This window comes from Candidatus Thermoplasmatota archaeon (genome assembly GCA_029907305.1).
Classification (GTDB): Archaea; Thermoplasmatota; E2; order DHVEG-1; family DHVEG-1; genus JARYMC01.
In genome coordinates, this window is sequence record JARYMC010000045.1 from 1 (window position 1) to 11,864 (window position 11,864).

The following is an 11,864-nucleotide window of genomic DNA, read 5'->3' on the forward strand; positions in this document are numbered from 1 at the left end:
AAATAAAGGGATCATGTTTGTTGGTCTTATGAGGTTGAGTTGTTGCAGAGTAAAAAATAGTATAAATTTCTACTTTCTGAAGTACTGGCAAAAGAAAAAATGCAGCAGTAGTTTTTGGACATAAGATTATAAATCAAATATTATTACGGCTAAATTGTATGAATAAGAAAGAGCTCATAGAGCTGCTAAAAGAATGCCAGGCTATCCAGTTTGGACGTTTTGTTTTAACATCCGGTGCAATAAGTGATTATTATATTGATATAAAAAAAGCAAGCACAAATCCTAGGATTCTTAAAAAAATCGCTGAAGCCATGGCTGCGTACAAAGACAAATATGATCTGCTTGCTGGTATGGAACTTGGTGCAGTCCCACTTGTTGTAGCATTATCTCTTGAAACAAATATACCATATGTTATCATCCGCAAAGAAAAAAGAGAACATGGAACCGGTAAACAAATTGAAGGCGGAGATGTAAAAGGTAAACGGGTGTTGATAGTTGAGGATGTTGCGACTAGTGGTGGTTCTATAATAAAAACTGTTGATATTCTGCGTAACAGCGAGGCTAAGTTAGACAAGGTTTTGGTTGTAGTTGACCGTGAGAGTGGTGCTAGACAGAAAATTGAGGAGATGGGTTTAGATTTTGTTCCATTGTTAACAGTTAGTGAGATTTTGAAAAAATAAGTTATAGTTAAATATTTGAATTATTATTCAAAAAAAAGTTTGGGGAGGAATTCAATTTGAATATACTGGTAGTTGGCGGTGGCGCTAGAGAGCATGCTATCTGCGATGCGGTCTGCCGTTCTAAAAATGTAAACCTTTATTCTGTTATGCATAACATGAACCCTGGTATTAAGCGTCTTTCAAAGGATGTTCTACTTACGAGGGATACAGATGTTGAAAGTATTGTTGAGTTTGCTAAAAAGAAAAAGATTGATTTGGTTGTTGTTGGTCCTGAAGCCCCATTAGAAGCCGGTGTTGTGAACGAGCTAGAAAAAAATGGTATACGTGCTAGTTCACCTACGCGTGAAGCGGCTAAAATTGAAACCAATAAAGAATGGATGCGCAACTTACTAAAAAAACATAAGGTTTGTGGTCAACTTAAATATGAGAGTTTCACAGATGCTAAAAAAGCAAAAAAATTCATTGAGGATCTTAATGGTGAAGTAGCGATAAAACCCATTGGGCTCACAGGTGGAAAAGGAGTAAAAGTAGCTGGTGATCATTTCCATGGGATTAAAGAGGCTGTTGCTTATGCTGAGGAGGTTATATCTAAAAAGATTGGTGGTGCTGCTAAGGTTTTAATTGAGGAAAAAGCTGTTGGCGAAGAATTCACGCTACAGGCTTTCTCAGATGGATACAGTACTATACCTTTGCCTGCTGTTCAGGATCATAAAAGGTTATTGCCTGATGATAAAGGCCCAAACACAGGTGGTATGGGTTCCTATTCTTGTTCAAATGGTCTTTTACCTTTTCTGTCAAAAAGCGAATACGAAGAAGGTACTGCTATACTGCAAAAGGTTACAGAGGCTATGGATAAAGAAGGCTGCCGATACATTGGCCCTATATATGGTCAGTTTATGCTCACAGCTGATAGACCAAAAATAATTGAGATCAACGCACGTTTCGGTGACCCTGAGGCCATGAATGTTTTACCACTACTGGAAACAGATTTTGTTGATATCTGCCACGCAATGATAAATGGAGATCTAAGCAACAAAAAAATCAGGTTAGAAAAGAAATCAACTGTATGTAAATACGTTGTACCTGAGGGATACGGTTTTAAAAGCATGGTTGGGGAAAAAATCTTTGTTGACGAAAAAATGATCAAAAAAACAGGTGCTAAACTATTCTATGCCTCAGTTGATAAAAAAGACAAGTATGTTCTCACAACAAGTTCACGTTCACTGGCTGTTGTCGGCATCGCAGATGCCTTGTCTGATGCTGAAGAAACATGCGAAAAAGCATTGAAATATGTTAAAAGTAATCATATATTCATAAGACATGATATTGGTACAAAAGAGCTTTTAGATAAACGTGTAAAACATATGAATGAGATACGTGGAAGCTAAACTATGAAAGAAGAGATATTCTTATATTTCATTGGCACAGCAGGATCAGGCAAATCAACATTGACAGGTTTTTTTAAAAATTGGATGGAGCTAAGAGGCATAGATACTGTAACTGTAAACCTTGATCCAGGTGCAGAAAACCTGCCATATGAGCCAGATGTGGACATAAGAGACTGGGTATCACTAAAAGAGATAATGGAGACCTACGAGCTAGGACCCAATGGTGCGCAGATAGCCTGTGCAGATATGATAGCATTAAACACATCTGATATAAAAAAAAGCATAGAATCATTCAAAACAGACTATGTACTGATGGACACACCAGGTCAACTTGAGTTATTTGTTTTCAGAGAAGCAGGAAAATACATAATAGAGTTTCTAAACCCACAGAGAACAATCATCGGTTTCCTACTTGATTACGCACTAGCAAAAACAGCATCAGGATTCGTATCACAACAACTACTATCAATAAACACAAGCTTCAGATTAAACAAACCACAGATAAACATACTAAGCAAAGCAGACATGATGACAAAACAGGAACTAGAAAACGTGCAAAAATGGTCAGAAGAACCAGATGAACTCTACTATGCAATATCAAAAGAAGAACCCTCAATACATAGAGAGATGAGCGAGGGGATACTACAACTAATACAGGGATTCGAAAAAAACACTAGACTCATACCAACAAGCAAAGAAAACTACATGGGCGTAGAAGATATATACACACAAATTCAGCTACAGTTCGAAGGCGGAGAAGACCTAATGAAAGACTAAAAAAAAATTTTTAGTTTCCCTTCATCAAATCTTTTTGACTTTTTTATCACAAGACAACAAAACAACCCTGGAATCAGCCTTTTCCATCAACAGGTTATACCCCAAATGTTTCGCAAGTTTTTCACCAAAATCATGAACACTACTATGAGAAGGCATATTAGAAATGTTCATCCTTTTCCTTGAATAACCAACCAAAACATAACCCTTAGGCTCAATAAACAACGGAGATGCTTTCTCATCAAGTTTAGCATACTCCTTTATGTATTCATCTTTCATGTTCCATCCCTCAACCAAAGTATGGCGTATAACAGTACGAGTGTTAAGTGATGGCAACAACTCGAGGGTCTGAATGATTTTTTCCCAACCATTATGAATCAAGGGTGAACACAATTTTTTGTAAACGTCTTTGTTTGGTGCAACAACTGAGACATACAACTGGGTTGGCAGAGGAACCAGTTTCTCCAGAGCTTTTGGGTTTGTACCATTAGTAACAAGAAACGTTGTCATACCACGTCTATGGCATTCCTCAAAAAACTCACCAAGCCTTGGATACAAAGTAGGCTCACCAGATAATGAACAAGCAACCATATTAGGGTTATTTGCCTCCATCCATTTTTGTTGGTCACATCGGTTGTCACCCTTAAAACCAGTGATAAGCTTGCGTTGAGCCTCTATACATCCATCTAAAATATATTTTGGTTCATCCACTTTTTTAAGTTCCTTTTCAGTGAAACCTTGATGTCTCCAGCAGAAAAGACACATGTGTGTACACTGGTTAACCACGGGTGTCATCTGTAGACAACGATGAGATTTTATTCCATAAAAAGTCTGTTTGTAGCACTCGCGTTTAAAAAGAAGACTCTGTCTCATCCAATGACATAGTTTAACCCCTGAGTGCTCGCCTACAATAGCATAATGTTGTTTTTTGAGTGTTTTTTGTAATTCGTTATGCATAAACGATAAACGATCCTTGTTATCTAATATAATTAATTTGCATTTTTAAGTATGTTGTAATACACCTTTCTATTTTTTGTTATGCACAATAAATAAAAATTTCTAAGGTTAACAATAAAAATATATAATTTTATAACAAGTTATATATAGGTGAATTAATAATACTTATTATTGGTTAGCTTCAATATAAATATTTAAATATGGATATAATATAAAACTCGATAAATGGGGGGGAAATATAAAAATGATTAAAAAGACCAACAGATTAAAATTTGGCTCTTCTCCACGAATTATCGGACTACCAGATATGAACAGCATGAAGGATTCCTCAGATCATGATTCAAGGAGAAAGATGACTTATGTGAGTCGTTTTGTCCGATGATTTAGGGACATGAGCCACATAAGAAAATATAGGATTGGTATTCCTGGGTATTTCTGGGTTAAAATCTTTTCCTCTGTTCTACTAAAACTTGTTTATATGAATTATATCCTCTAATCTCCGTTTTGGGACATGTAGCACCCCATTTTTATCGCGCCAATACTTAACAGAATCCTTCAAATCTTCTACGACTGGTTGTTCTGCTTTGTAACCAAGTGATATCAAAGAATCTATATGCAGATCATCAGGTATCTTAAGTATATCACGGATTTTATCTCTGTCTATGTTACACAAGATACAACTCCCAATGCCTTCTCCCTCAGCAGCTAAAACTATGTTTTCTGATGCAAGACCAACATCTCTCTCATAATATTTGTTGTTTAAATCCTTAACAAGTATGATGATATACGCGGTTGGTCGTTCTTCCAAACTGGGAGTCCATTTTGGTGTAATATATGCTACCCAGCCTATTGTTTCAAATATTTTAGAGCATAACTCCTTATCTGTTACAATAAAATACTCAAGGGGCTGAAGGTTCGCAGCGGATGGAGCAAGCCTAGCTGCATTAACAAATTTTTTAAGCAACTCAATTTTTATTGGTTTTTGCTGAAAACGTCTTATACTTCTTCTTGAAACTATAGCATCGTAAACATCCATATAGGATTACCTCAAAATCAATAACCAGTATTATAAATAAATTTTCTGAAAAAAACAAAATTAAAAATAGCATTATGCTTTAACTGTTCTAAGAAACAGGGGTTTTAAAGATGGCTAAAAAAATGAAGGCTTTTGTTAGAACAGCAACCAAATCAACAGAAAAAAACCTTGTAGAAAACGCGAAGAAACTAAAAGAAAACCCTCATATACTCCTGCCAGACTGCGCAGATGATTACTCAAAAAAATATTTTAATAAAATCAGAAAAAACTTAGACAAAATCTATAGGTTTAGGGATGATGTAAAGAAACTCGAAAAACTATCCAAAAAAAGAGGCTTGGATGGGGCACTAGCCGGTACCCTTCTTATAGCTCATTCAGAAAAAGCACCATACCTTGCGGTTGCACAGTTTCCCAGTGGTGATGTAACATATGCTCAGAGGGGGAAAGCAGATAAAGAAAAACTTGTCGCAGTCCAACATTTCGATGATCCTATGCTGAGACTATTAGGATTCAAAGATATTGCGATGAAAAAAAAGCTACATGTTTATTCATGGGATAAGGGTTTTGTTTCAACTGGTCTCAAACCGAGTCCGCCAGACGGTTTTGTAGATTTTATAATAAACAAAACAGGTTTATCTAATCAGGAAAATGTTTTGGTCTGTAACCATATACCTGCGGAAAACGCAAAGAACAAGGATTTTATTAGAAAAAATTACCTTAGGATACACTGGAAGTCTGCGGACACATTATTTGCCATCTGCGAGGATTGCACTAAGTCAACAGATAACACAATTTTTAGGGTGACAAAATATCTTCTAGAGTCAAACCTGTCAGATGATTTTCAGATAGAGGTTGTTGGTCAAGTTGTAAAACAAACTTGTTTAGATATACAACAAAAAACACTTTACCTAGATGAGTACTTATCTGGTAAGATAAATGATAACGAGTTTATTAGAAAGAATTTAGAGGAACGCGAGAAAGCAATAAAAACATCTAAGGAGAAAATACTGGTTTTAGATGGAGTCTCATATGGTAGGGATGTGAAGGGTTTCATTGAGGCGTTGAAACCAAACAAGTATGAGAGAATAGGTTTAGAGTTTATACTAAAACAGGTTGAAGAACCAGTTGTACTAAACAATGTGACACCAAACAAGGTGCTGGAATGCTTTTGGAAAAAATATGGTCTAGATGTTATCCGCACAATAATAGATAACGAGGACGTAGCTAAAGACATTTTTTCTTTGAATGATACGCCATCTAATACTCTGGAGATGGCTTTCAACTACAAGGAGCGTCAGGATATTTTATCTCGCCTACCGAGATACAGTTTTTTGCCGCCTCTAGCAAAATTCGCTGACCATATAGCTAGAACCTACAAGGCTTTTGGTGAAGAAAAAGCGCTTGGTGAAATAAAGAGGAGATCAGATGACCCAAAGGTTAAATCTTTGGCGTATGCTTTTTTGTTGGTTTTCCAGAAGGAGAAAGACAAAAAATGGCAGTACTCAAATATAGAAATAGAATATGGTGAATTCTTAAAAGATTATGCGAGGAAACTGCTTGACTCTAAACCAGAGGATTATCATAATATATTGAGTGAGTTATTAGTCGCTAGTGGATCATCTGAGGTTATAAAACCAGATTCCTAGCTTAGCCTTTTAGTTTTTTGTTTAAAAAAATGTGTTAAAATTTGTTGTATGAGTAGATATTTCCCATATTTTTATTGAAAGAATGTTCCATGGGTTGCTGTCGATAAAACATAGGACTTTACCATATATTTGGGTTTCATAAATCGGTGTTTCACCAATGTTTTCACCTGTAACATCATATGTTTTTATTGTTCCAGCAGAGTTTATCTGATATACCTTGTTACAGGCTGTTTTGCCTTCATTATTATAATATAGTATAGTGTCACCGTTTTTTACATAGAACCTTGGGTGAGATGCTTTCTGTAGTAGGATGTATTTTTCTTGTCCCGTGTTGATGTATAAAGAATATATGTCTGTTGCGATGACGTGGTATACATCAGGGTTTTCGAATGAGTCTAAGAATGCGTCGATACCTATTATGTGTATTATTGTTAAGAGGGGTAGGTTTAACAATGTGGAAAAAATGATGAGTTTCAATAGTGTTTTTGTTAACCTCTTCATATTTTTCTGCTAGCCTCTTCAACAATATATTGTATCTTGTTAACTTGTGTCATGAATAGTATTTAAAGATTCTTTGATAAAATACCAAAATGAAAAAAACGACGGTTCTCCTATAGCCTAGGTTGTAAAAAAAACCCAAAGCTTTATACCTAAATAAGATATTATTAAAAATAGAAGTTATTATTATATGATGGGATGAAAACTCTACCTTAAAAAAGATTTAGAGTTAACAATAACAAAAAGGGTGGTATAAAAAAAAAAGTTTGGGTAAAATATTGTGGTGAGAGAGAAATGAAAACGATATTAGTTGTTGATGACGAACCAGATGTCAGGGATACTATAAGAATTATATTGGAAAAGAAGGGGTATAGAGTGATAACAGCAATAGATGGAGAGGACTGCCTAAGCATTTTACGTGAAGAAAAACCAGATCTAATATTGCTCGACATTATGATGCCTGGTATACCTGTTAGAGATGTTATAAAAGAAATAAAAAACATAAAAATAGCTTTTCTAAGTGTTGTAAGAAGCTCAGAAGCGGAAAAACAGGATCTGCTCAACCAAGAAAACATTGTAGATTTTATTCAAAAACCATTTGATGTCGAAGACCTAATAAAGAGGGTTGATGGGATTATATATGATCAACGAGTTTGACATCAAGATACAATGCAGGGATAACCTGAATACCTTACTATTAGTACCGATTATAAACTATGATAAAATAATAGTGAATGTTGTTAAACAACTCAACAGCAAAAAAACATGTTATATAACTCTAAATAAAACCTATGATGCGTTGATAGAGCTTTTAAAAACAAAAAACGTGAATACAGACAATTTTGTTTTTATAGATGGTATAACAAAAACTGTTAGAAACATTTCAGATGTGAGTAACTGTCGTTTTATAGATCCACCAATTGATCTAACAGACTTATCAAGAAACATATATGAGTTACTTAAAAACGGGTTTGATTATATGATATTTGATTCGCTGAGCAATTTGTTCACGTATCAGAAGGAGAATGCCATAGAATATTTTCTTCAAAACCTTATCAACATACTTGATGAGAGGAATTGCAGGGGAGTATTTTTTGCTTTAAAAGACCATAGGCCATATCTTCCAAGTCCTTTAATAAAATTGGATAAACTTAGTTTATCACAGGATGAAAAAAGGTCTTTACTAGATGGTTCTTATATGTTTACGAGTAGGATGACAGAGGGTATGACAATATTTGATGTTGATGAGGAGGGTAACGTAGAGGTATACGATGGTTGTAGATAAGGAGAGAGAAAAGGGGATAAAAAAAACTTTTTTTTCTAGCATAAACAAAAAACTAACATTGCTATTTGTGATAGTTGCACTTATCGCACCTATACTAGGCATATCCTTTTTCTACATGGTATTGACATCAGCTGTGCCAGAACTTAAACCTGAACAACTCAACTTGATAGGGTTCAACGCGGTTTTGATAATAGTAATTATAGCCATAGATGCAGGTATAATAGGTTTCTTGGTATCAAGATCTATCTCTAAACCAATCAAGGAGTTATATGAGGCTACAAAAGAGGTGGAAAAAGGAAACTTTAATGTGAGAACAAACATAAAAACAAATGATGAGATTCAAGAGTTAAGCAATGCTTTTAACAATACAACAGCTGCATTGGCAAAAATGCAGAAGGAAATAAGGGACATGGAAAACGCAAAAACAGAATTCCTAAATATAACATCCCATGAGCTAAGAAGCCCTATGACGCCTATGAAGGCACAGTTGCAGGTGCTGGAAAACGAGTATTTCGGTAAGCTTACACGGGAGCAAAAAGAGAGTTTATCAATAGTTATTAGAAACGCTGATAGACTTGATAAGATAATATCTGATTTCTTAGAGATATCACGGATAGAAGCAGCTAGACTGAAATTTGTTTTCAGAGAAACAGATCTAAGAGAAACAGTTAAGGAGACAGTTGAGTTGATGAGAGGTTTTGCAAATGAAAGAAACATAAAGTTAATCACAAAAACTGATCAGCTGCCAATAATAGAGGTTGACCCGGATAGGGTGAGTCAGGTTCTGAGAAACCTTATAAATAATGCGATAAAATTTTCAGATGAGAATAGTGAGGTGGAAATCGGTGCTGAATCAAAGGATGATTTCATTCTTTTTTATGTCAGAGACTATGGATGCGGTTTATCGCCTGAGGACCAGATGAGGGTTTTTGAGCCTTTCTACCAAGTTGAAAAAAAGGATTACAGGAAATATGGTGGAACAGGGCTAGGTCTTACTATATGCAGGGGGATAGTGGAATCACAAAAAGGGAAGATATGGGTTGAGAGTAAACCAGGTGAGGGATGCACTTTTTATTTCACTGTACCACATAAACCGGTTAGAGAGACTGAGCCGATAAAGACTTTATTCTCATCAAAAAACATCACAGAGAAAAATAGAGAAATAATTTGTGTGAGTGAAAACAAATGGGTTGAAAACGAGTTTGATTCAGTGTTTTTATCTGATGAAAATGCAAACATCCTTGATTGTAATGAAAACCTTTACAAGAGGCTTGGTTACACTAGAGATGAGATGCTTTCTTTAAACATGGCTGATTTTGATGCCCTTGAGTCAAAAAAAGATATTATGAATAGGATAAATGAGGCGAAGAAAAACGGTAGCATCGATTTTAAAACTATACACAAAACCAAGGATGGTTCTGCTGTTCTAGTACATGAGACAATGCAATATATTAAGGATAAAAACGTTTTTAGATGCATAGTTAGGGAAGAATAGAGGATTTGTCGTCAAAAAAAGTTGTTTTTTTTTTTTGTTGATAGGTCCATTTGTTTTCTGTACCATCAAATATTTATTCTTATTGCATATGATGGGGTACGTGTGATTAGATTATGATAAAGGCATCTAAACGTTCGCATAGCGTATCCTATGCTATTAGGGATGTTCTGTTACCAGCAAATGAGATAGAAAAAAAAGGTGTAGAAATCCTGAAGCTTAACATCGGGGATCCTAACGCCTATGATTTTGATACACCACAGCATATAAAAGATGCGTTGTATCAGGCAGCAAAGGATGGGTTCAACGGTTACACACCATCTGAGGGTTACAAAGAGTTGCGTCAGGCTATTATTGATAGAGAAAAAAAACGTAACAATGTTGACTACACCTTGGATGATGTATGTGTAACCACTGGTGTGACTGAGGCTTTGCAGATTCTTCTTAACGCGTCTCTTGACCCAAATGATGAACTGTTGATACCAGGTCCAACCTACCCGCAGTACACACTTATAACACGTGTGAACGATGCTTTACCAGTGCCTTATCGCTGTATAGAAGAAGAGGGCTGGCAGCCTGATGTGGATCAAATTAGGAAAAAAATTTCTAACCGCGCAAAAGGTATTGTGGTGATAAACCCGAATAACCCAACTGGTGCTTTGTATTCAAGGAAGGTGATCAAAGAAATAATTGATATCGCAGGGGAATACCAGGTACCAGTTATATCTGATGAGATATATGATGATTTGACGTTTGATGGACAGCAATGTGCAACAGCATCGCTAGCTAAGGATGTGCCGGTGATAACCTTCAATGGTTTCTCAAAGGTTTATCTAATGCCAGGATGGCGCATAGGGTATGTACTATTCCATCACTCAGGTGAACTAAACGAGGTTCAAGATGCTTTTATGCGTATAGCCCGCTCAAGACTCTGCGCTAGCTCTGTGTGCCAAAAAGCATGTGTGCAAGCATTAAAAGGGCCACAGGATCACATAAAAGAAACCAATAAAAAACTTAGGGAAAGGCGTGATTTCTCATATAAGAGGCTTAATGAAATCGAGGGGATATCAACAGCGAAACCAGATGGTGCTTTCTACATATTCCCAAAAATAGAGGCTATGGAGAAAAGGCTGTGGAGAGATGATAAAGAGTTTGTGTTGGATCTGTTGCATGAGGCGCATGTTTTGGTTGTAAACGGTTCAGGTTTCTGTGCAACATATGGAAAAGGACATTTCAGAGCAGTTATCTTACCACCACTAGAAACACTGGAAAAAGCCTTTGATAAACTAGAAGTTTTCATGAAAAAAAGACTTGAATAAAACCTTGTATTCTCATGGTGAGTACAATTTTTTCAGTATTATTAGTGATATGCAGCAGCCCATACCAAAAGCGTTAGCAACCATGATAGGTAGACTGTTAGAGTATATACCATAGATAAACCAGAGTGACATACCAAATGTTAAAACTATAGGCATATAATACGAGACGTCATCAAGTTTTTTTGTTCTATATCCTCTGATCAGTTGTGGTATAAAACCAATGGAGGTTACAGCTCCTGCAACTAACCCTAGGATGTTTAATAGAGTAGAGTCCATCTTTAATTGCTACGTCATCGAGAGAGCCATATTAAATCTTTCTAGAATATGATAATAAGTTTTTTGTATAGAAACAGGTATGCATACCTGCTTTGGGCTCGTGGGGTAGCTTGGTATCCTTCCAGCTTGGGGTGCTGGTGACTTGAGTTCAAATCTCAACGGGCCCATTATTATTGTTTTTGTGTAGAAAAAAATTATTTCTTTTTATGGAGAAAACTAGCAAAACATTTATTAAAGTTTAATTGTTAACATGAATCATGCCATTGATAGTTTATGTCTAGCGTAAAGTTTATATATTAACAAACGTTAACAACTTGTTAGAGGGAGGTAGTGTATGAAAAAATTTGTGAGAGATAGAACTATTTTTAGTAAGAAGCTGACGAAAACAACAACATTCATTACAGTATTAATCGTAGCAGTTGCTATGATTTTAAGTAGTGTAGTAACTGCCACAGTTATTACTAGTAATAAGAATGTTAGCACGAAAACAAATGAAATAATAAAAATAAATAC

At 35.7% G+C, this 11,864-nt stretch carries 12 protein-coding genes and 1 tRNA gene; 9 read left to right on the forward strand and 4 right to left on the reverse strand.

Features of this window, described 5'->3' with window-relative positions; genetic code table 11:
- The first annotated feature begins 158 nt into the window (after positions 1-158).
- From pyrE to QHH19_04485, 3 genes are read left to right on the forward strand one after another with little or no spacing between them, the layout of a single operon-like run.
- Positions 159-680 (forward strand): orotate phosphoribosyltransferase, encoded by a 522-nt coding sequence (gene pyrE, locus QHH19_04475; GenBank protein MDH7517581.1) that lies wholly within the window; start codon positions 159-161, stop codon positions 678-680.
- 56 nt (positions 681-736) lie between these two features.
- Positions 737-2,068, forward strand: a complete 1,332-nt coding sequence (purD, locus tag QHH19_04480) for a phosphoribosylamine--glycine ligase (protein ID MDH7517582.1) — start codon at positions 737-739, stop codon at positions 2,066-2,068.
- A 3-nt stretch (positions 2,069-2,071) separates the two neighbouring features.
- On the forward strand, positions 2,072-2,845 hold the full coding sequence (locus QHH19_04485) for an ATP/GTP-binding protein (protein MDH7517583.1): 774 nt from the start codon (positions 2,072-2,074) through the stop codon (positions 2,843-2,845).
- 24 nt (positions 2,846-2,869) lie between these two features.
- On the opposite strand, the gene twy1 is transcribed toward QHH19_04485, so the two are convergent.
- Together twy1 and QHH19_04495 are read right to left on the reverse strand one after the other, a co-directional pair.
- Complete coding sequence (twy1, locus tag QHH19_04490) at positions 2,870-3,799, reverse strand: 4-demethylwyosine synthase TYW1 (protein ID MDH7517584.1); 930 nt, start codon at positions 3,797-3,799, stop codon at positions 2,870-2,872.
- A gap of 463 nt (positions 3,800-4,262) precedes the next feature.
- Complete coding sequence (locus QHH19_04495) at positions 4,263-4,835, reverse strand: nitroreductase family protein (protein MDH7517585.1); 573 nt, start codon at positions 4,833-4,835, stop codon at positions 4,263-4,265.
- A gap of 110 nt (positions 4,836-4,945) precedes the next feature.
- Here QHH19_04495 and QHH19_04500 point away from each other — a divergent pair, with 110 nt between their 5' ends.
- Positions 4,946-6,481: a hypothetical protein gene (locus QHH19_04500; protein MDH7517586.1), complete on the forward strand. Its 1,536-nt coding sequence runs from the start codon at positions 4,946-4,948 to the stop codon at positions 6,479-6,481.
- Between the two features lie 21 nt (positions 6,482-6,502).
- Here QHH19_04500 and QHH19_04505 read toward each other — a convergent pair whose 3' ends face one another.
- Positions 6,503-6,982, reverse strand: a complete 480-nt coding sequence (locus tag QHH19_04505; protein MDH7517587.1) for a hypothetical protein — start codon at positions 6,980-6,982, stop codon at positions 6,503-6,505.
- Between the two features lie 291 nt (positions 6,983-7,273).
- On the opposite strand from QHH19_04505, the gene QHH19_04510 reads away from it, so the two are divergent.
- The 4 genes from QHH19_04510 (at position 7,274) to QHH19_04525 (ending at position 11,075) form a co-directional block, all read left to right on the forward strand.
- Positions 7,274-7,636 carry a response regulator gene (locus QHH19_04510; GenBank protein ID MDH7517588.1) on the forward strand — a complete coding sequence of 121 codons (363 nt, stop codon included), beginning with the start codon at positions 7,274-7,276 and terminating at the stop codon, positions 7,634-7,636.
- Complete coding sequence (locus QHH19_04515) at positions 7,608-8,264, forward strand: hypothetical protein (GenBank protein MDH7517589.1); 657 nt, start codon at positions 7,608-7,610, stop codon at positions 8,262-8,264. The genes QHH19_04510 and QHH19_04515 overlap by 29 nt, the downstream gene beginning before the upstream one ends.
- Positions 8,251-9,759, forward strand: coding sequence for an ATP-binding protein (locus tag QHH19_04520; GenBank protein ID MDH7517590.1), 1,509 nt, complete (start codon positions 8,251-8,253; stop codon positions 9,757-9,759). The genes QHH19_04515 and QHH19_04520 overlap by 14 nt, the downstream gene beginning before the upstream one ends.
- 113 nt (positions 9,760-9,872) lie before the next feature.
- Positions 9,873-11,075 (forward strand): aminotransferase class I/II-fold pyridoxal phosphate-dependent enzyme, encoded by a 1,203-nt coding sequence (locus tag QHH19_04525; protein MDH7517591.1) that lies wholly within the window; start codon positions 9,873-9,875, stop codon positions 11,073-11,075.
- Between the two features lie 12 nt (positions 11,076-11,087).
- Here QHH19_04525 and QHH19_04530 read toward each other — a convergent pair whose 3' ends face one another.
- Positions 11,088-11,351 (reverse strand): SemiSWEET transporter, encoded by a 264-nt coding sequence (locus tag QHH19_04530; GenBank protein MDH7517592.1) that lies wholly within the window; start codon positions 11,349-11,351, stop codon positions 11,088-11,090.
- A gap of 94 nt (positions 11,352-11,445) precedes the next feature.
- Between QHH19_04530 and QHH19_04535 the strand changes: the two genes are divergently transcribed.
- A tRNA-Pro gene (locus QHH19_04535) sits at positions 11,446-11,518 on the forward strand.
- Positions 11,519-11,864: the final 346 nt, after the last annotated feature.